Source organism: Oceanobacillus senegalensis, from assembly GCF_900176885.1.
In the GTDB taxonomy this organism is placed as follows: Bacteria; Bacillota; Bacilli; order Bacillales; family Amphibacillaceae; genus Oceanobacillus; species Oceanobacillus senegalensis.
The window spans coordinates 3,173,221-3,194,144 of record NZ_LT839648.1 but is presented as its reverse complement, the minus strand read 5'-3'; the positions used below and the strand labels follow the sequence as shown (position 1 = coordinate 3,194,144).

General features: G+C 36.3%; 20 protein-coding genes, 2 pseudogenes and 2 other annotated features. Of the genes and pseudogenes, 8 read left to right on the top strand and 14 right to left on the bottom strand.

Annotated features, from left to right (window positions below; translation table 11 throughout):
• Positions 1 to 9: 9 nt before the first annotated feature.
• Entirely contained in the window at positions 10 to 1,239 is a 1,230-nt protein-coding gene (locus CAO17_RS15415; protein WP_085993520.1) for a hypothetical protein, read from the top strand.
• A 19-nt stretch (positions 1,240 to 1,258) separates the two neighbouring features.
• Here CAO17_RS15415 and CAO17_RS15410 read toward each other — a convergent pair whose 3' ends face one another.
• Positions 1,259 to 1,597 carry a thioredoxin family protein gene (locus CAO17_RS15410; protein ID WP_085993518.1) on the bottom strand — a complete coding sequence of 113 codons (339 nt, stop codon included), beginning with the start codon at positions 1,595 to 1,597 and terminating at the stop codon, positions 1,259 to 1,261.
• Positions 1,598 to 1,922: 325 nt separating this feature from the next.
• Here CAO17_RS15410 and CAO17_RS15405 point away from each other — a divergent pair.
• The 4 genes and pseudogenes from CAO17_RS15405 to CAO17_RS15390 form a co-directional block, all read left to right on the top strand.
• Positions 1,923 to 2,541 (top strand): annotated as a pseudogene (locus tag CAO17_RS15405) (HAD-IC family P-type ATPase); the annotation flags it as partial.
• Positions 2,542 to 2,720: 179 nt separating this feature from the next.
• Positions 2,721 to 3,242, top strand: coding sequence for a Dps family protein (locus tag CAO17_RS15400; protein ID WP_085993517.1), 522 nt, complete (start codon positions 2,721 to 2,723; stop codon positions 3,240 to 3,242).
• An 86-nt stretch (positions 3,243 to 3,328) separates the two neighbouring features.
• On the top strand, positions 3,329 to 3,538 hold the full coding sequence (locus tag CAO17_RS15395) for a heavy-metal-associated domain-containing protein (RefSeq protein WP_085993516.1): 210 nt from the start codon (positions 3,329 to 3,331) through the stop codon (positions 3,536 to 3,538).
• 156 nt (positions 3,539 to 3,694) lie between these two features.
• On the top strand, positions 3,695 to 4,375 hold the full coding sequence (locus CAO17_RS15390) for a hypothetical protein (protein ID WP_218775574.1): 681 nt from the start codon (positions 3,695 to 3,697) through the stop codon (positions 4,373 to 4,375).
• 19 nt (positions 4,376 to 4,394) lie between these two features.
• Here the strand turns inward: CAO17_RS15390 and CAO17_RS15385 are convergent, their stop codons facing one another.
• Entirely contained in the window at positions 4,395 to 4,733 is a 339-nt protein-coding gene (locus CAO17_RS15385) for a thioredoxin family protein (protein WP_085993518.1), read from the bottom strand.
• A gap of 325 nt (positions 4,734 to 5,058) precedes the next feature.
• On the opposite strand from CAO17_RS15385, the pseudogene CAO17_RS15380 reads away from it, so the two are divergent.
• From CAO17_RS15380 to CAO17_RS15370, 3 genes and pseudogenes are all read left to right on the top strand, one after another.
• Positions 5,059 to 5,677, top strand: a pseudogene (locus tag CAO17_RS15380) (HAD-IC family P-type ATPase); the annotation flags it as partial.
• A gap of 179 nt (positions 5,678 to 5,856) precedes the next feature.
• Entirely contained in the window at positions 5,857 to 6,378 is a 522-nt protein-coding gene (locus CAO17_RS15375) for a Dps family protein (RefSeq protein WP_085993517.1), read from the top strand.
• A gap of 86 nt (positions 6,379 to 6,464) precedes the next feature.
• Positions 6,465 to 6,674, top strand: coding sequence for a heavy-metal-associated domain-containing protein (locus CAO17_RS15370; protein ID WP_085993516.1), 210 nt, complete (start codon positions 6,465 to 6,467; stop codon positions 6,672 to 6,674).
• Between the two features lie 319 nt (positions 6,675 to 6,993).
• Here the strand turns inward: CAO17_RS15370 and CAO17_RS15365 are convergent, their stop codons facing one another.
• The 12 genes from CAO17_RS15365 to trpE all read right to left on the bottom strand — a co-directional run bounded on the left by CAO17_RS15365 (position 6,994) and on the right by trpE (position 20,239).
• A complete protein-coding gene (locus CAO17_RS15365) occupies positions 6,994 to 8,451 on the bottom strand; it encodes a YjiH family protein (RefSeq protein ID WP_085993515.1) in 1,458 nt (485 codons plus the stop codon).
• A 164-nt stretch (positions 8,452 to 8,615) separates the two neighbouring features.
• Positions 8,616 to 9,605: an agmatinase gene (gene speB, locus CAO17_RS15360; protein WP_085993514.1), complete on the bottom strand. Its 990-nt coding sequence runs from the start codon at positions 9,603 to 9,605 to the stop codon at positions 8,616 to 8,618.
• A 264-nt stretch (positions 9,606 to 9,869) separates the two neighbouring features.
• Positions 9,870 to 11,624: a sigma-54 interaction domain-containing protein gene (locus tag CAO17_RS15355; RefSeq protein ID WP_085993513.1), complete on the bottom strand. Its 1,755-nt coding sequence runs from the start codon at positions 11,622 to 11,624 to the stop codon at positions 9,870 to 9,872.
• A 183-nt stretch (positions 11,625 to 11,807) separates the two neighbouring features.
• Positions 11,808 to 12,743 carry a lipoyl synthase gene (gene lipA / locus CAO17_RS15350; RefSeq protein ID WP_085993512.1) on the bottom strand — a complete coding sequence of 312 codons (936 nt, stop codon included), beginning with the start codon at positions 12,741 to 12,743 and terminating at the stop codon, positions 11,808 to 11,810.
• Positions 12,736 to 13,581: a lipoate--protein ligase family protein gene (locus CAO17_RS15345; protein WP_143833770.1), complete on the bottom strand. Its 846-nt coding sequence runs from the start codon at positions 13,579 to 13,581 to the stop codon at positions 12,736 to 12,738. Before CAO17_RS15345 ends, lipA begins: the two co-directional genes overlap by 8 nt.
• A gap of 280 nt (positions 13,582 to 13,861) precedes the next feature.
• Positions 13,862 to 14,653 carry a tryptophan synthase subunit alpha gene (gene trpA, locus CAO17_RS15340; protein ID WP_085993511.1) on the bottom strand — a complete coding sequence of 264 codons (792 nt, stop codon included), beginning with the start codon at positions 14,651 to 14,653 and terminating at the stop codon, positions 13,862 to 13,864.
• Positions 14,654 to 14,655: 2 nt separating this feature from the next.
• Positions 14,656 to 15,837, bottom strand: a complete 1,182-nt coding sequence (trpB, locus tag CAO17_RS15335) for a tryptophan synthase subunit beta (RefSeq protein ID WP_179152035.1) — start codon at positions 15,835 to 15,837, stop codon at positions 14,656 to 14,658.
• Positions 15,830 to 16,468 (bottom strand): phosphoribosylanthranilate isomerase, encoded by a 639-nt coding sequence (locus CAO17_RS15330; protein ID WP_085993509.1) that lies wholly within the window; start codon positions 16,466 to 16,468, stop codon positions 15,830 to 15,832. Before CAO17_RS15330 ends, trpB begins: the two co-directional genes overlap by 8 nt.
• A 2-nt stretch (positions 16,469 to 16,470) precedes the next feature.
• Entirely contained in the window at positions 16,471 to 17,253 is a 783-nt protein-coding gene (gene trpC, locus CAO17_RS15325; protein ID WP_085993508.1) for an indole-3-glycerol phosphate synthase TrpC, read from the bottom strand.
• Between the two features lies 1 nt (position 17,254).
• Complete coding sequence (trpD, locus tag CAO17_RS15320) at positions 17,255 to 18,280, bottom strand: anthranilate phosphoribosyltransferase (protein ID WP_085993507.1); 1,026 nt, start codon at positions 18,278 to 18,280, stop codon at positions 17,255 to 17,257.
• Positions 18,277 to 18,855, bottom strand: coding sequence for an anthranilate synthase component II (locus CAO17_RS15315; protein WP_085993506.1), 579 nt, complete (start codon positions 18,853 to 18,855; stop codon positions 18,277 to 18,279). Before CAO17_RS15315 ends, trpD begins: the two co-directional genes overlap by 4 nt.
• Positions 18,839 to 20,239, bottom strand: a complete 1,401-nt coding sequence (trpE, locus tag CAO17_RS15310; RefSeq protein WP_085993505.1) for an anthranilate synthase component I — start codon at positions 20,237 to 20,239, stop codon at positions 18,839 to 18,841. The genes CAO17_RS15315 and trpE overlap by 17 nt, the downstream gene beginning before the upstream one ends.
• 83 nt (positions 20,240 to 20,322) lie before the next feature.
• Positions 20,323 to 20,598, bottom strand: a binding site (T-box leader).
• Positions 20,599 to 20,632: 34 nt separating this feature from the next.
• Positions 20,633 to 20,876, bottom strand: a binding site (T-box leader).
• Between the last annotated feature and the right edge of the window lie 48 nt (positions 20,877 to 20,924).

The following is a 20,924-nucleotide window of genomic DNA, read 5'->3' as shown; positions in this document are numbered from 1 at the left end:
AGGGAAAGCATGCGGTATTGGAAGGTTATTTTTATTTCCATAATGATTGTTGTTGGAATAGGTGCTCACTATGTACAAAGTGCACTCGCAAAAAGTGAGTTTCCTGAGTTTGTTATAGAAACCGTAAATGGTGATGAAAAAGCATTAGAAGGTATTACAATTACTGGCCAGTACGGAGCCGTTAATCCTAATCAGCCCCTGACAAAGGTGAAAGCTGGTACATTGGAAGAACTATATGAACACCTAGAGATTACGAAGGAAGGAACTGTCTATCAAGAAGAAAAGTCCTATTTGGACCAGATGTCAGGTATGAATAGGAATGCTACGATTGAAAGGCTGCAAGAAGAGTATCGTAATTTTATGCGTGGAAAAGGGGGAAGTACCTCAACATTCTTTGAAAATGATAAAGTCTTAGCATATGCCGGTCCTTTTGGGTTCGACCCCGATCATAACGGCAAGCTAGAAATTGAATTATTGGATAAAGAAACAAATGATAAAATGACTTTTCAAGTAAAAATCTCGGAGACAGAGGTCTATAATTTAATCAATATATTAGATGTGCAAATGGTGCAGGATGAACTAGTTGTTATGGCTCGTAGCTATGGGCATGGTAACCCGGGTGAAAAAGAAGAGGTGCATGTCTATCGAATAGATGTAGAAACCCAAGAATTAATAAGTGATGAGGTTATTTTATCAACGGAAGGTGGAACAAATACAGAATGGACTCATATTGGGGAGGTAAGTGGTTCGTACGGTATTGGGACGGTAAATTATTTTGTTTTTAATGTTGCACAAATGAAGGGTCATAGATTTCATTCTGCAACAAGTGAAGAATCAAAATATGTTGCCTATCAATATAATACAAATGAAATAGTAGAGATAACGGATTTACCTGATGAAGTTGATGGTGAAAATGTCAGAAACTATGTAAAAGGGGATTCCATTTATTTTATAGATACATCAGACAATAATCTAAAAGTAAATGCCTACAGTATCCCTAATAAGGAATTTAGTACATTTGATATACAAACAACGAAAAATAAAATGTACCAGAATAATGTGATAGAAATGACAAATGATAAACTTTATCTTGTGAACTCTGATCAGAAACAAGCTATGGTTTATGTAGTAGATTTATCGACTGAAAACTTACTATATGAAGGTAACATCACTTTTCAACATGAAAAAGAACAAACAGATGATTATTATTTAGATATTTTTGATATTAAAATCAAGTAGTAACTAACGTGGTTGGCTACTATTCGCCAACCACGTTTTTATATATTCTATCCAATTTATCTTCCAACAAATCCATGTGAACGATACGAGCTTCTCGAAGATATTCCTTCCCTTCCCAAAAAAGCAGGAGTACCGGAACTGTAAAAATATCAAAGCGACCTGCTACTTCCTCAACGTCTGCTGTATTAATATGACCTAATTGAATTTCTGGGTATTTGTCCATCAGCTCTTGAACCTGTGGTAGAAGACTATGGCATACACTGCAATTTGGCTTGGAAATATATAAGAGAGAAAGTTGATGGTTATGAATAAAATGCTCAATTTCCTTCATTTTAGTTAAGTCTTTAAATTGTCTCATACATGTCACCTCGGAAAATGATATTTTACCTACAGTATACCAGCCTAGTCGATTTCTAGCTTATTTGGCTAAAATAATTACACATATATCTTGGGAAAGGCAAACTATACGGTTTCTCTATAAGAGAATATATATATAGTACATCTAGACACAAGATGGTTTAGATGAGTTTTTTCCTTCGATCCATGATTCGTTTTCCTTGGAAAGCCCGTTCCCCTGGCTTTCCTTTTTTTGTTTATAGCTATTTTAATTTTTGTTAACTGAAAGCTGTGTAGTTGAAAGAAAATGCGACGTGACTTGGTGGAGTTTGTTAGAGCGACTATACCGCTACGGGAATACAGCTGTCTTTGCTGCAATAAATGGAGAAATAGCTGGTATTTTTTCGATTGCAGATCAAATTCGTGAAGATGCACCACGAGCATTAGCACAAATGAGAAAGAATGGCGTCAAAAAAATTGTCATGCTCACTGGAGATAACAAGCATACCGCTGATTTAGTTTCCCGTAAATTGGGTATAGATGAATATCACGCTGAATTATTACCTGAAAACAAAGTGGAATATGTTAAGAAACTGAAAGAAGGAGGACATGTTGTTGCAATGGCAGGTGATGGCATTAATGATGCACCAGCTATAGCAACAGCCGATATTGGCATAGCAATGGGGGAGGGTGGAACAGATGTATCGATGGAAACAGCAGATGTCGTCCTAATGGCAGATAAGCTGATGCAATTCTCTCATGCTTACTCTTTATCTAAAGCAACTATCCGTAATATGAAACACATTCTTCGCTGCTAGTACCGTAATAGTATTATTAGCAGGAGTTCTCGAAGGATCCATTCATCTAGCTTCTGGAATGTTTATTCATGAAGCTAGTGTCCTACTTGTTATTTTAAATGCGATGAGACTAATTCGTTTTAACCGATTACAGGTAAATCTTGCGTAAATAGTTTTGCCTATATTAAAGAGGAGGAATAAGAATTCAGAAAAAGTTTGTTACCGTATGAAGATTCTTGATCGAGAGACACGTGAAAATGTGTGAAATGGTCGCACAGTACAAGGAATCAACCATATCTAACTGCATGTTAAATAAATAATCTTTATAAAAATCAGGAGGAATGAAAAATGAATCAAGTACAAACTTACAATCATCACAAAGAAGGACATCCACATAACCAACCAACTGCTAATTTTATGGTTAACCATATTGTTGCAAACTTAGGAGTTTTATATGTAAAACTTCACCAATATCACTGGTATGTACAAGGACCTCATTTCTTTACGTTACATGAAAAATTTGAACAACTACATAACGAAGTAAACCAATATTTTGATGATTTTGCAGAACGTTTACTAGCAAAGGGGGACAAGCCATTTTCTACATTAACAGAGTATCTGGAGTATTCTTCTATAACAGAACAAGTCTATGATGAAAAACTATCAGCTGAAAAAATGGTTGAGAATTTAGTAGCTGATTATCGTACTATTCGTGATGTCACCGTAAAAGCTATTCAGTTAGCTGGAGAGGAAAGTGATGCCGTGACAGAGGATATGTTAATCAATTATAAAAATGGTTTGGATAACAACATTTGGATGCTACAAGCCTTTCTAAGAAAAGATGCTGTGGTTGGAGAAGAAAGGGAATAATGTACTTCAAAACTTGAGCTAAGTCAAGGAATGATTCATAGAGTAGCCTTATAATGAAAGTATCATAGAACGAGGGAGAGACGCATATGACAACGGCTAAATTTCAATTAGAACCACTAACTTGTCCATCTTGTATGAAGAAGATCGAAATGAAACTAGGAAAAGTGGATGGAGTCGAAGAAGCAAGAATACTATTTAATTCCAGTAAAGTAAAGGCTACATTTAATGAAGAAACAGTAAGACCAGAACAAATAAAGGAAATAATTGAGAAATTAGGATATCCGGTAATTCAATAATGGGGTAGATGGAAATATACTGGGACAAAAGTATTTTCTCTAAGTAGAAGCCAAACGTTATTGGTGGATAAAAACCGCTACGGAAATATACTTCGCGCACCTTAGGACNTAAAAATCTCGGAGACAGAGGTCTATAATTTAATCAATATATTAGATGTGCAAATGGTGCAGGATGAACTAGTTGTTATGGCTCGTAGCTATGGGCATGGTAACCCGGGTGAAAAAGAAGAGGTGCATGTCTATCGAATAGATGTAGAAACCCAAGAATTAATAAGTGATGAGGTTATTTTATCAACGGAAGGTGGAACAAATACAGAATGGACTCATATTGGGGAGGTAAGTGGTTCGTACGGTATTGGGACGGTAAATTATTTTGTTTTTAATGTTGCACAAATGAAGGGTCATAGATTTCATTCTGCAACAAGTGAAGAATCAAAATATGTTGCCTATCAATATAATACAAATGAAATAGTAGAGATAACGGATTTACCTGATGAAGTTGATGGTGAAAATGTCAGAAACTATGTAAAAGGGGATTCCATTTATTTTATAGATACATCAGACAATAATCTAAAAGTAAATGCCTACAGTATCCCTAATAAGGAATTTAGTACATTTGATATACAAACAACGAAAAATAAAATGTACCAGAATAATGTGATAGAAATGACAAATGATAAACTTTATCTTGTGAACTCTGATCAGAAACAAGCTATGGTTTATGTAGTAGATTTATCGACTGAAAACTTACTATATGAAGGTAACATCACTTTTCAACATGAAAAAGAACAAACAGATGATTATTATTTAGATATTTTTGATATTAAAATCAAGTAGTAACTAACGTGGTTGGCTACTATTCGCCAACCACGTTTTTATATATTCTATCCAATTTATCTTCCAACAAATCCATGTGAACGATACGAGCTTCTCGAAGATATTCCTTCCCTTCCCAAAAAAGCAGGAGTACCGGAACTGTAAAAATATCAAAGCGACCTGCTACTTCCTCAACGTCTGCTGTATTAATATGACCTAATTGAATTTCTGGGTATTTGTCCATCAGCTCTTGAACCTGTGGTAGAAGACTATGGCATACACTGCAATTTGGCTTGGAAATATATAAGAGAGAAAGTTGATGGTTATGAATAAAATGCTCAATTTCCTTCATTTTAGTTAAGTCTTTAAATTGTCTCATACATGTCACCTCGGAAAATGATATTTTACCTACAGTATACCAGCCTAGTCGATTTCTAGCTTATTTGGCTAAAATAATTACACATATATCTTGGGAAAGGCAAACTATACGGTTTCTCTATAAGAGAATATATATATAGTACATCTAGACACAAGATGGTTTAGATGAGTTTTTTCCTTCGATCCATGATTCGTTTTCCTTGGAAAGCCCGTTCCCCTGGCTTTCCTTTTTTTGTTTATAGCTATTTTAATTTTTGTTAACTGAAAGCTGTGTAGTTGAAAGAAAATGCGACGTGACTTGGTGGAGTTTGTTAGAGCGACTATACCGCTACGGGAATACAGCTGTCTTTGCTGCAATAAATGGAGAAATAGCTGGTATTTTTTCGATTGCAGATCAAATTCGTGAAGATGCACCACGAGCATTAGCACAAATGAGAAAGAATGGCGTCAAAAAAATTGTCATGCTCACTGGAGATAACAAGCATACCGCTGATTTAGTTTCCCGTAAATTGGGTATAGATGAATATCACGCTGAATTATTACCTGAAAACAAAGTGGAATATGTTAAGAAACTGAAAGAAGGAGGACATGTTGTTGCAATGGCAGGTGATGGCATTAATGATGCACCAGCTATAGCAACAGCCGATATTGGCATAGCAATGGGGGAGGGTGGAACAGATGTATCGATGGAAACAGCAGATGTCGTCCTAATGGCAGATAAGCTGATGCAATTCTCTCATGCTTACTCTTTATCTAAAGCAACTATCCGTAATATGAAACACATTCTTCGCTGCTAGTACCGTAATAGTATTATTAGCAGGAGTTCTCGAAGGATCCATTCATCTAGCTTCTGGAATGTTTATTCATGAAGCTAGTGTCCTACTTGTTATTTTAAATGCGATGAGACTAATTCGTTTTAACCGATTACAGGTAAATCTTGCGTAAATAGTTTTGCCTATATTAAAGAGGAGGAATAAGAATTCAGAAAAAGTTTGTTACCGTATGAAGATTCTTGATCGAGAGACACGTGAAAATGTGTGAAATGGTCGCACAGTACAAGGAATCAACCATATCTAACTGCATGTTAAATAAATAATCTTTATAAAAATCAGGAGGAATGAAAAATGAATCAAGTACAAACTTACAATCATCACAAAGAAGGACATCCACATAACCAACCAACTGCTAATTTTATGGTTAACCATATTGTTGCAAACTTAGGAGTTTTATATGTAAAACTTCACCAATATCACTGGTATGTACAAGGACCTCATTTCTTTACGTTACATGAAAAATTTGAACAACTACATAACGAAGTAAACCAATATTTTGATGATTTTGCAGAACGTTTACTAGCAAAGGGGGACAAGCCATTTTCTACATTAACAGAGTATCTGGAGTATTCTTCTATAACAGAACAAGTCTATGATGAAAAACTATCAGCTGAAAAAATGGTTGAGAATTTAGTAGCTGATTATCGTACTATTCGTGATGTCACCGTAAAAGCTATTCAGTTAGCTGGAGAGGAAAGTGATGCCGTGACAGAGGATATGTTAATCAATTATAAAAATGGTTTGGATAACAACATTTGGATGCTACAAGCCTTTCTAAGAAAAGATGCTGTGGTTGGAGAAGAAAGGGAATAATGTACTTCAAAACTTGAGCTAAGTCAAGGAATGATTCATAGAGTAGCCTTATAATGAAAGTATCATAGAACGAGGGAGAGACGCATATGACAACGGCTAAATTTCAATTAGAACCACTAACTTGTCCATCTTGTATGAAGAAGATCGAAATGAAACTAGGAAAAGTGGATGGAGTCGAAGAAGCAAGAATACTATTTAATTCCAGTAAAGTAAAGGCTACATTTAATGAAGAAACAGTAAGACCAGAACAAATAAAGGAAATAATTGAGAAATTAGGATATCCGGTAATTCAATAATGGGGTAGATGGAAATATACTGGGACAAAAGTATTTTCTCTAAGTAGAAGCCAAACGTTATTGGTGGATAAAAACCGCTACGGAAATATACTTCGCGCACCTTAGGACGGCTGATGAGCCCCCTTCGTGCTAACGCACTACGGTGTCTCACCTAGGCCTCTCATCCCGCAGGACAAGGAACGCTTCGGCAGCGAATCATCGCACGCAGAAAATTGGTTTGTATTTTCAAGGAGTCTACGTATATTTTCTCCGCTAAGTAGTGCGTTATTCGTCTTTTGAGTTAAATACTAAAGTTATGTCCCAGTCTCTTTCTTCTTAATTAAAACAAAATGTGCATAAATAAAGCAACGATAGGTATAGCAATTATCGTTCTGATAAAGAAAATAACCACTAATTCCCAAAGTTTTACAGGTAACTTAGTTGACATAATAACAGCACCAGTTTCTGAGAAGAAAATGATCTGAACCATAGACAGCGCTGTAATGAAATATCTTGCACCTATATCTAATGAACCCACCATATCGGCAATAAACAATACAGGTAAAAACATTTCTGCAATACCTACTGTTATAGCAGGAGAAATTTCGACCGCATTTGGGACATTTAAGATTTGCAGTAATGGAATAAACAATGTACCGATCCAATCGAACACAGGAGTGTTTTCAGCTATAATCAAACAAGTAATACCAATTGCTATTAACATGCACATAACCTTTGGAAGAACCACTAAACCTTCCGATAAGCTTTTACTAGTTTCTTTAAAAATATTTCCACCAACATATCCTTGTTTAACAAATCGATGAGTAGCTTTTTTCAGCATACCCCGTTCGAACTTTTCACTTCCTAATCTATCTTTTTCTGTTTGTGCCGTTCCATCAATATATACATTTGACTTTTTTGACCATGGTGGAATTCGAACAGCAATAAAAGCAACAATAAACGCTATAAGAAGAGATGAGAAAAACACGGTTACAAAGTGTTCCATTAACCCTGCTGTGTCAATAACTACGGCAGCAAATCCCACACTTACTGCACTAAAACATGTTGCAATAATAGTGGCTTCTCTAGCAGTATATACCTTTGATTTATATAATTCATTTGTAATTAGGACAGCTACGGATGAGGATGTCATAAAAGACGAAATGGCATCGACAGCACTTTTCCCGGGAACCTTTAAAAAAGGTCTCATAATTGGTTCTACAATTGTTCCTACAAAGTCAATAGAGCCATAATTTAGAAGGAAAGGGATAAAAATAGCACCTAGAATAATTACCCATTTTACCTGCAGTGCTATTCCGATAATCACTTCTCCCGTTGCAGATCCAACAATGATATCGGCACCATTAAATAACCCAAATGAGGCATGAAGCGTATATAAAATAGAGTAAACAGATGCTAAAACATAGATGAACAAATGAACGAAAGAATCCTCTGCATAAAACCTTTTTATATTTGAATCTCCTTTTGCTATCAATCTTCCAAAAACAAATGCTAAAGCATTTCCTGTTGTAATGATAGATAATAACCAAACCCCGACAATACCAAATAAATCGATAAGAAAGTTGTAAATAAACCCAAATAAAATTTCTGTTTTCCCATCAATCGTAAGGGGGATAAAAAAGATCATCAATGCTATAGAGGTAAAAAATAGGGCACGAGTTAAACCTATCGAATATTCTTTTCTATTTAAATTGATCCTATCTATTGCTATAGGTTGTCCTTCCTTGGCTTGGATATTGTTCTTACCTACACCTTGTATTTCACTTGCACTCTTCATTTGCATCCCTCCTATTTTTCAAAATCTTTAGTTCATCTTAAACTTGTAACCGCATTCATTATTTATGATGAAAAATATATAACAGTAGATATATAGATTACGGGGTATGAAGCGCGAATCAGTCACAATGTAAGTTTCGCTTTCCCCGTAATCTAATCTCTGTATTACTTATTATTAGACACAAGCACTTGTTTATTTTCAGACCTTTCTCTTTCTTTTAAAATAAAGCTAAGAAGATCAAGACTAATCCTAGCACCAACTTGGCTTGTAATTCCAGTGTGATCATAAGGAGGAGCTACTTCAACTAGGTCGAACCCAATTACTTCACCTCTTTGTGTAATCCCTTCAATTAATTCATTTACCTCATCATACAGAAATCCTCCCGGAGAGGGTGTGCCAGTTCCTGGAGCCGCGGAAGGATCTAAGCCGTCAATATCAATCGTGATATAATAACGCTCTCCCTTAGGTAATAGATCCAACACTTCTTCTAATCCCATTTTTCTCATTTGACGTGGTGATAGAATCGTGCTTCCATAATCTCTAGCCGCATCTACATCCTCTTTTGTACTACTACTTATTCCACGAATACCGAATTGAAATATTTCCTTTACGTGATCCATCTCAGAAAGTCGTCGAATACAATTTCCATGTCCATTTCGCTGACCCGAACGATGATCTGCCCAATCTAAATGGGCATCAATCTGAATAACATGAAACGGCCCCAAGTTCTCTAAAGCCCTCCCAACTGGGATTGTAATTGAATGATCGCCACCTAAAACCACAGGTAAAGCCCCTTTAGATACAATTTTTCGAATGGCTTCTTCGGTATTCTCATGACATTGATCTAAATCGCCATGCACCATATCTACGTCTCCACAATCAACAACATTCCACTTCGGTCCAAGATACATTTCATCCTTTTCAATGTCATAGGCCCCATCTAAACCGAAACTATAAAGTGTAGATCCTTCACGTATCCCTCTTGGTCCCATTCTAGCACCAGATTTCCACTGTGTACCCATATCATTTGGAACGCCTATAACTGCAACATCCGCACTAAGGTTTTCCAAGTCTTGACAGATTGGATATTTACCAAATGAGCAAATACCAGTGAAAGGAAGATTTAAAATTTGTTTTTCATTTTGATTGACCATACTAACACCCCATACATGTAATATTTTGTAACAAATGAAACTTTGCTTCCGTTTACTTATTACATGCAATATTCATGCCAACTTTTAAATAGGCATAAGGTTGGTGTCTTAGCGAGGTTTTCTATAAGTAGATATAATTCAATCGCGCAAAATTGCTTCAGTGTTTGAATTAATTTTCTATAGAAGCCTAGTAAAATATAGTAAAAGGCAAAATTGCCTTAATAATGCAACTTTGCCTTTTTCAGAAGTCCGTCTTTAAATTTCTTAAAAGTTGAGATTTATTTTATGTTTATTTAACTTCCTACGAACGGTACTGGGATCTAATTTTAGTTTTATTGCCATATCTTTTACACTAGAAGAATTGGATTTAATGGATAATAAAAGTTTCCTTTCATGATTATTCATTATTGTTTTATAGGACATATCTTGTATCTGTGAATCTTCATTTAATGTGTGCGAATGGTTTTTAGCATTTAGAATTTTTTCAGGTAATTCATGTTTCTGAATTATATCCCCCTCAGACAAAACAATAAGACGTTCTATCATGTTTTCAAGTTCCCGGATATTACCTGGCCAATGGTATTGCAGTAAGCAATCCATTGCCACTGTACTAATTTTTTTCTTACAGTTATATTTTTTATTGATTTTATTTAGATGATGAAAGATAATTGGTTGGACATCCTCTTGATGTTCTCTCAATGGGGGAATTCTAAGAGGTATAACATTAAGACGATAATACAAATCTTGCCTAAACATTTTCTTCTTTACCATTTCCTCTAAATTTTGATTCGTTGCAGCAATTATCCGTATATTCACATGTATCGGTTTCTTACCTCCAACTTTAAAGAATACTTTATCTTGGAAAAGACGCAGAATTTTTGATTGTAAATTTATTGGTAGCTCTCCAATCTCATCTAAAAATAAAGTCCCCTTATTAGCAAGTTCTACCAATCCTGTTTTACCTTTAGTATCAGCTCCTGTAAAGGCACCTTTTTCATACCCGAACAGTTCAGATTCTAATAGTGCTTCTGGAATTGCGGAAACATCAATTTTAATAAAGGGTTGCTTTACTCGGTTACTATGTTGATGAATAAATTTGCTAAGAACACCTTTCCCAACACCAGATTCACCATAGATGAGTACAGTAGAGTCAACTGAGGCAACTCTTGAGGCTAATTTATAAACTTCTTGTAGCTTTTTGCTAGATACGATAATATCATTCAACTTCATCTGTTCAGAACGAAAGAGTTGAAGTTCCTTTTTCATTTGTTGAACTTCTTTAAATTCATTTTTTAGTGCATTAAGTTCAGTAATATCTCGGGCATTTACTATAACTCTAAATAGTTTTCCATTTTTAAAAAAAGGGGTACCGGTAGCAATGATTTCTTTCCCATTATGTACTTTTTGAACTATTGTTATAGATTTACTTTTTTCTATCACTTCTAAGGCAACTGATTTGGAGTATACAAGATCCTCAACCATCTCTTGGAGATTCCTGTCAATTACTTCTTGTCTTTTTATCCCATCAATGGTTTCACAAGAATCACTTATTCTTAAGGTAACGCCTTTATCATCAATAATATGTATAACATCCTTAGACGACTTAAGTACAATATTATACTCCTCTTCTAAATCGTGGTACCGTTGACTTACATTGTACAGTTCATTTCCTAAGCGTTCTATATCTTGTAATCGTTTCACTTCGACATAACCAATATAACTTTCATTTTTTGAGACGATGGGAAGAATTTGTTGTTTTAGATTAAGATAAGAATCTACTTTATCATTTATATACGCCTTAACAATATTTGTTTGAATGCAACTATCATTCGATTGATCCTTTTCTGAGTCTTTTATAAGCTTATATCCATTCACAATACCAACTAAGCTTCCGTTTTCTACAGCTGGAAGGAACCATGTGTTATTCATAAAGAATTTATTCATCGCACTTTTAGCGGATTTCATATCTTCTATACTAACGTACGTATTTCTATTAAAAGGAATTTGGTGAAATAACATTGTTTCTACCTCTTTCCGTATAATTTAGTTTCCATTATATCATGTAAAAATGCTGGGGTATGAATAAAAACTATAAATTTAAAATTATTAGCCAATTGCATACTAGAGCTTATAAGATTTAAAAGTGCTCCATCCTACTTAAGGATGGAGCACTTTATTAGTCTATAATACAAATTTTTAAGATTAAAAAATTTGCTTCTCTTCCTGTTCCTCAATACCCTTCATGTACTTAATTCTATTCTGTTTAGAAGCGGCGCTTACTTGTTCATCCGCATGGTAAGATGATCTGACTAAAGGACCTGCTTCACAATGCTTAAATCCTTTCTTAAGTGCAATTTCTTTTAACTCAGCAAATTCATCCGGATGGTAGTAACGTTCTACGTTTAAATGTTTCTTCGTAGGTTGTAGATATTGGCCAATTGTTACAATATCTACATCATGTGCAAGCAAGTCATCCATTGCTTCAATAAGTTCCTCTTTGGTTTCTCCTAATCCAACCATAATACTTGATTTGGTAGGCGTGTTTGGTGCAATTTCTTTTACACGCTGTAATAACAGTAAGGAACGGTCATACTGAGCAATGGCGCGAACCTTTTTGGTTAATCTTCGAACGGTTTCAATATTATGATTGAAAATATCCGGTTCACTGTCCATTAGTGTATGCAGACTCTCATAATCACCCTTCATATCGGAAGGTAAAACTTCAATGGTGCAACCAGGGTTTTCCCTGCGGATAGCTCGAACGGTTTCAGCGAAAACTGCAGCACCGCCATCTTTAAGGTCATCACGTGCGACGGCGGTTACAACAACGTGCTTTAATCCCATAATCTTCGCAGAATCTGCTACTCGTTGTGGTTCTCCCCAATCAAGTTCATTCGGTAATCCAGTTTTTACGGCACAGAATCGACAGCCACGTGTACAGGTGTCACCTAAGATCATAAATGTTGCTGTTTGTCGTTCACTCCAGCATTCATGAATATTAGGACATCTTGCTTCTTCACATACAGTGTTTAACCTATTCTTACGCATTAATTTTTTTAATCCAGTATACGATTTATTCGTATTTAATTTAATTTTAAGCCATTCAGGTTTACGAACATATTCTTCTTGTTTAGACATTTTTTATAGACTCCTTTAATAGACGTTTGTAATTCCACTCTTCCCGGCTATATTTTGTCTCAGCTAGTTGATGTACCTGTTCCCATTGTTGTGTGGTTAGTTCAAAAGGATGGAGAGTGATGTTTAATCCCTTTTGAAACCCTTGGTAAAAAGCATTTTTCATCATGTCATAGGTGTGTGATTGATTAGTAAGCTCATCAATAGTCGTTGCTTTCCTTTGAAAAGCTTCCCGCTTTCTTTGTTTGATTTTTTCGGAAGGGAAGCGGAATAAATCATAGAGCATATCGGTATCCAAGCTCATAGGAATGGACCCATGTTGGAGTAAAACGCCATTTTTTCTTGTTTGGGCATTTCCCGATAATTTTTTTCCATTAACTATCATTTCATAGAATGCAGCTTTTTCGAAACAGACTGCTGTTCTTTCCATAGTATCCTTTCTATCTGGCATGGCATAGTCCACTTGAATCCCTAGGTTCTTAAACCCTTCATAGAGCCCTTGTGATAAAACATAATAAGCTTCACGGATTGATGCAGGAATAGCCGGGTGATCCTCAGAAACAACAATACTGTAAGTTAACTCATTATCATGCAATACAGCACTCCCACCTGTTAGGCGACGGACAAACTGGCAATGATAGTTATGTATTGCTTCAAAATTTATGGATCTATGAACCTTCTGAAACTGTCCAACTGATAATGTAGGCTTATTCCATCCATAGAATCGTAGTGTTGGTGGGATTTCCCCTTCGCTATGCCAGTTTAATAAACATTCATCTAAGGCCATGTTGATAGCGGCATCTTCGTATCCACTATTTAAAAACAACCATTCCTCTTGCAAGTAATCACCTCCTCGTAAGTTAGCAAAACTACAAACGACTGCACTCGAGTTCACTAGTGCAGTTGTCTGTATACAGAAAAAATATGACACGTTTAAATATTAAGATTGCACTTACCCTAGAGAACTATCGGGGGTGGAAGGGTTTAGACAATTAACATTGTTATTCTCAGCCATTATAGTTCCCTAAGTGCTAATAGATTACAAAATAATCGTACCAATTTGGGAATTTTTAGTAAAGATAAACGGGTTGAAAATTTTGGAAACTATAATACTCAAAATATTATGCTTTTATCCTTTCATTAATGCAATCTTTAATCAATTTTCTTACATTATCCGATTTTCCTTTATAAAGTAAATTAACAATTTTACTTCCAACAATCACACCATTACAATGTTCGCTAAGTTCATGTGCTTGCTCCGCGTTGGAAACACCAAAGCCCGCTAATACAGGAACAGAGCTATGTTTTTTCAATGTTTCCAAATATTGATGTACTTCACCACTGTGTGATTTTCTTGCTCCTGTTGTCCCCATTACGGAAACGGCATAAAGGAAACCTTCTGAGCGTTTGGCAATTTCCATTAATCTTTCTTCTGGACTTGTCATTGCAGCTAGACGAATAAATGCGATATCCTGTTCAGATAGACTGTTAGAAACAAGAGTTTCTTCTTCCATAGGTAGGTCAGGAATGATGATGCCATCTACACCTGAATTAGCACAATCCTTCGCAAACTCATCTACGCCATGTATATAAATAGGATTCATATAGGTCATTAAAATAATCGGGATGGAGCGTTTCTCTTTAAAAGATTTTAAGACTTTAAGTACTCCCTTTAAGGTTGTTCCATTCTCTAAAGCTCGTGTTCCGGCTGATTGAATGGTTGGACCATCAGCAACTGGATCGGAAAAAGGGATTCCAAGTTCGATAGCAGAAGCACCACTCTCTGCTAAAAAATTAATTCTGTCCTCTAAGATATCAAGCCCGCCATCTCCAGCCATGATATATGGTACAAATAAGTTTTGATTGGCTGCTTGCTTTTCTTGTAACGTTTGTTCTAACTTCTGTTTCCCCATAGTTATTGTTCCTCCAATCTGGTTTTCACTTGTTCGACATCTTTATCCCCACGTCCAGATAGACAAATGATAAGTGTTTCATCCTGTTCCATTTCTCTTGCTAGCTTCATCGCATATGCAACGGCATGAGCACTTTCTAAGGCAGGAATAATTCCTTCTGTTTTGGATAAGATTTGAAAAGCTTCCAGTGCTTGCTCATCCGTAATTGGAACATATGTTACCCGTTTCGTATCATGAAGGTGACTATGCTCTGGGCCGATACCAGGATAGTCAAGACCTGCTGAGATGGAGAAGGCTTCTTCAATTTGTCCATGTTCATCTTGAAGTAGGTGGGATAACGTTCCATGTAAAATTCCAAGACTTCCTTTCGTTAAGGTAGCAGCATGATTATCCGTATTGACTCCCATACCAGCAGCCTCCACCCCATATAACCTTACATTTTCCTCTTCGATAAATGGATGGAACATACCAATGGAATTACTTCCACCACCAACACACGCAACAATGGCATTTGGTAATGCTTCCGTTTGTTCTAAAATTTGTTTTTTCGTTTCTTTTCCGATAACAGATTGTAGATCACGAACGATTTTAGGAAATGGATGTGGTCCAACAGCTGAGCCGAGAATATAATGGGTATCTTTCACATGACCAACCCAATAGCGTAATGCTTCATTGGTTGCATCCTTTAATGTTCCACTCCCCTGTGCAACACCACGAACTTCAGCACCTAATAGTTCCATACGGAAGACGTTTAATTTTTGACGACGTATATCTTCCTCTCCCATGAAAACGATACATTCCAGTCCAAGAAGGGCGCAAACTGTTGCGGTAGCCACACCATGTTGACCAGCACCAGTTTCCGCAACAACCTTTTTCTTACCCATTCTTTGTGTTAGTAGTGCCTGGCCGATAGTATTGTTTATTTTGTGTGCACCAGTATGATTTAAATCTTCCCGTTTTAAATAAATTTTAGGTCCACCAATTTGTTTCGTAAGCTGTTCCGCAAAGTAAAGAGGTGTTTCTCGACCAATATACTGTTTTAAATAATAGTTTAGTTCTTCTGTAAAGGAAGAATCATTAATAGCTTCCTCATAAGCTTTTTCTAATTCAATTAATGCCGGCATAAGTAATTCTGGTACATATTGTCCTCCAAATTTTCCGTATCGCCCTTTTTTGTCAGGCATGGTGTATGTTGCCAATGGAATCATCCTTTCTTGTCTTTTTAGCTGCTTTTATAAAATCCATCATTTTTTGTTGATCCTTTTTTCCATTTGTTTCAACGCCACTAGAAACATCTACTCCGATAGGTTGGGTGAGCTGGATTGCCTGCTCCACGTTTGTGGTAGATAAACCACCGGCTAAGATTACTTTTTTTGAACTAAGAGAGACTTTTTCTAATAATCTCCAGTCGAAGGTTTTTCCATTTCCGCCACGATATTTTCCTTTGGGACTGTCCAATAAATAATAATCGCATGGATAATCTTGAATGTCTTGAAGCTTGTTAGGGTCCACCGAAAAGGCCTTAATAATTTTATATGGAAGATCTTTTGCTATGGATGGTGATTCATCCCCGTGCAATTGGATATAATCTAATCCCACGTGTTGTGCGATAGCTTTTATTCTATCTACCTCTTCATTTACGAATACCCCGACCTTCTTTACGGAAGATGGGATAACTTTAGCTATATTTGCTGCTTTCTCCGGAGTGATTTTCCGCTTGCTATCAGCAAAAACAAAACCAATAAAATCAGCTCCGGATGTAATAGCGGCCTCGGCTGTCTCTACGTTTTGAATTCCGCAAATTTTAACGAGCACGATTACTTAGCTCCTTTTTGTAGGGGAACCTTTAATTCTCCGAATGTTGTCTCAAGGGAAGTAGCGCACATGAGCGTTTCACCAACTAAAATGGCTTTTGCACCAGCATCTCGAGCACGGGTTACGTCCTCTTTCGTTTTCATACCACTTTCACTAATTAATACGGTATCAGGATTGGTGACCATGGATGCTAGTCTTTCTGTTGTTGTAATATCCACTTCGAACGTCTTTAAGTTTCGATTATTAATGCCAATAATATCTGGATTTAGTTTTAAGGCACGTTCCATCTCTTCTTCATTGTGAACTTCGACTAGAACTTCAAGATTTAAGTTTTTTGCATAGTCATACAAGTTTACTAGGTCCTTATCTTCTAGAGCGGCCACAATTAATAAAATAATGTTTGCCCCAGATGCTTTGGCAAGATCGATTTGTACAGTATCAATAATGAAGTCTTTACATAATATTGGTAGATTCACATTATTTCTAACGGCACGAAGGTCATCCATCGTTCCGTTGAAGAATGCCTGGTCCGTTAATACGGAAATGGCAGAAGCTCCTAAAGCTTCATATTTTTTTGCCTGTTCTACAGGGTTTACCGTCATATCGATATCTCCTTTAGAGGGAGAGGAACGCTTGATTTCCGAGATAATACTAATTGAATCTGCAGAAAGAACCCGTTGTTTAAAAGGAACAATTGCCTTTTGGTTCGTTTGTTCAAACGTTTGATTGAATAATTTTTCTATTTCGTTTTCTTTTTCACGTAAAATTTTTTCTAAAATAGTCATTTTAATACACCTCACTAGGAATTTTTTGGCTGAATGTAATGAGTTGTTGAAGTTTTTCTAGAGCTGCTCCAGATTCAATGCTTTCTCGTGCTAACTCAATCCCACTCTGTATGGTTTGCGCTTTTCCGTTTGTAAAAATACCAAGTCCCGCATTTAATAGAACCGTGTCATAATAAGCACCTTTCTTTCCGTTTAATACATTTAGCAGAATTTCAGCATTTCTTTTCGCATCACCACCCATAATATCTTCTTTAGAATACCTCGGTAATCCAACCTCTTCAGGAGTGATGGTTAATTCTGTCAATTCTCCTTCATTTAGTACGATAAGATGATTTTCGCCGGATAGTGTAGCTTCATCCACATTCCCAGCTCCAGTTACAACAACAGCACGTCGTCTACCTAATGTTTTTAGGGATTCAGCAAGCATTGGTAGTAAATCCTTGCTATATACACCGAGCAACTGTGTATCTAATTCAATTGGATTGGTTAATGGTCCAATAACATTAAATATGGTGCGAATGCCTAAATCCTTTCTTACTTTGGTGAATGGTTTTAATGCTTCATGAACATTTGGTGCAAATAAAAAGGCTATTTTATTTTCGTATAGTAATTCTTCCACATGACCCTTAGTCAGTGATAAGGAAACACCTAATTCTTCAAGGACATCTGCGCTACCAGATTTACTTGTAATACTGCGATTTCCATGCTTTGCAACTGTTATTCCTGCACCAGCAAGGACAAAGGCGGAGGTGGTACTTATGTTGAAACTGTATGATTTATCTCCACCAGTTCCACAATTATCAATGGCATCAGGAAATGGCTTTGTTTGGAAGGTAGATCTGGAACGAATGACCTCAACAATACCAGCAACCTCTTCACCAGTTTCCCCTTTCCCTTGTAAAGCTGTTAATAGTGAAGCAATCTCAGCATCTGTGGCAGCCGCGGATAAGCAATACTCTGTTGCATTTTTCATTTCATCTAACGTTAAGTCATTACGATTAATTAATTTTTCAAGATAGGTTTTCATTTTGCATCCTCCTTTATCTCACTTAAAAAGTTATGAATAATTTGCTTTCCAGCTATCGTACCAATAGATTCAGGATGAAACTGAACGCCAAAAATAGGGTATTCCTTATGTTTTATTGCCATAATTTCGTTATCATCCATGGATTTGGCGACTACTTCTAATTCATCTGGGATGGTATTAACTACATGGGAGTGGTAGCGCATGACTTCAATTGGATTCGGCAACAACTGAAAGACACTTTGACTATCATGAGAAATTAGTGATGTTTTTCCATGCTTAATATCTTTTGCTGGCCTTAGTGAACCACCAAGAGCTTCTACAATGGCTTGATGCCCTAAACAAATACCGAAAATAGGCTTTTCTTTATATAATTGTTGAATCATTTCTATACATATTCCAGCTTGATAAGGTAATCCCGGTCCTGGAGAAATTAGAATGGCATCTGGATTAAGAGCTTTTATAGCATCTATGGTAATAACGTCATTTCTTACTACCCTAACTTCGATCCCTTCCTCGGAAAAATATTGATAAAGGTTATAAGTGAACGAATCGTAGTTATCAATTAATAAGATCATACTTATTCACCTCCATTAAGGATTTAGCTTTATTAAGTGTTTCCTGGTATTCTGTTTCTGGATCCGAATCAAAGACAATCCCTGCTCCAGCTTGCAAATAAGCCATCTTATCCTTTACTACAAGAGAGCGAATGGCAAGGGCGATATTGATATCGTGATTAAAATTGATAAAACCAATGCCTCCTGCATACGCACCACGTTTTTTCTCTTCTAGTTCATTAATGATTTGCATTGCTCGAATTTTAGGTGCCCCGGAAACAGTTCCTGCAGGTAAACAAGAAATTAATGCATCTAAGCTTGAATAATCCTTTTTCAATATTCCTTTTACTTCAGAGACGATATGCATCACATGCTGGTATTTTTCAATTTTCATGTAAGTAGGGATGGTGATACTTCCGATTTCACAAACACGCCCAAGGTCATTTCGACTTAGGTCTACCAGCATACGGTGCTCAGCAATTTCCTTTTCATCCTCTAGCAGATCTTTCATTAAATGCTCATCTTCTACTTTCGATGTCCCACGTGGTCTAGTTCCTGCAATAGGATTGGTAATGATTTCACGCCCTTGTGTTTGCACAAGGCTTTCAGGTGAAGCGCCCAACAGTAAATAGTCTCCAAATTCGATATAAAACATATATGGGGAAGGATTTGCTTCGCTTAATTTTTGATAGAAGGAGAAGGGATTTCCATCCATTTTGGCTGCCATTCTTTGTGATAACACTACTTGAAAAATGTCCCCTCTTTGGATGTAATCCTTTGCAATCTTTACTTTTTCCATAAATGCATCTTTCGTTATTTCAGGTTCAAAGTTTACAATACTATCACCTGATGTAACGTTGGTTGTATCAAATAAAGCTGTTACTAATTGGCTTAGACGATTTTCTAATTCTTCGTTTGATTGTTGATTCGTGTTGATAACAATTAAGTAGATATCTTTATTTGTATGGTCGAAAACAATGATGTTTCGGTAAAGCATAAAATGTATATCTGGCATATTTAGCTCATCTGGTAACATTTCACCAATAAATTCGAATTCTCGAATCGCATCATAGCTGACGTATCCAATAGCACCTCCATAGAAGGGAAGAGGAATGTCGAGATTCAACTTAGGTAAATGGCTTTTTAGATAAGTTAGAGCAGTTTGTTCAATCTTCTTTTTTTCTCCTGTATCATGATTCATTATCATGGTTGTTTGGTTATTTCCGATTATTTCTAGATAGGGGTCTGATCCCATAAATGAGAATTTTCCTTTTTGTTCATGCTGAAAGGTACTTTCAAGTAAAAATTTCTTCTTGCCTTGGAGTTGTCTGTAGACTTTTGTAGGTGTTAAGGACTTAGCATCTATTTTCATGAGTTTATAAGAATCTCCTGCCATTTTGTTCATCCTTTCAAATTCATTAAAGTTAATTAGTGGAAATTATCGTATTAAGAAACTAAAAAAGCCCTCAATAAACACATATAGTGTTTATTGAGGGCGATAAGGGCCGCGGTGCCACCTCAGATTGAAAGGTAAGACCTTCCATCTCTAATCAGATACAGGATGTTTATAAAACGTTGCCAAGTGCTTTAAAAGTAATCCAATATCCTATCCGTGTAACGTCGGAATAACGTGTTTCCCTACTTGTTAGGTTCAAGAAACCTCTCGTAAGTCCATTCAGCAAAACCGGCGTGCTGGAATCCCACCATCTCCAGCTCTCTATAACGCTTTTATTATTGCTTACTATTCTTACTCCTCGATTTTAATTTATTTTTTTACATATAAAAAGGTCCCACATCCTTAAAGGACGAGGGACCGCGGTACCACCTTTATTAGCTTCAAAACAGCTCATCTTTAACAATACAAAGCATATGCTTTGTATTTATCTCAAATAACGATGAGATCAAGTCGCCAAAGCCTACTGCATTATGGTTCGGTTTGGAGCTCGGAAGTCCATTCATCTATTCGACCACGCTGGTTTACACCAACCACCAGCTCTCTTTAGAGTTCAAAATAGATTACTCTTCTTCGTCAAAGCTTTATTTCATTTATTTTAATTATTAATGGTTATATTAGAATAGTTTGAAATGAA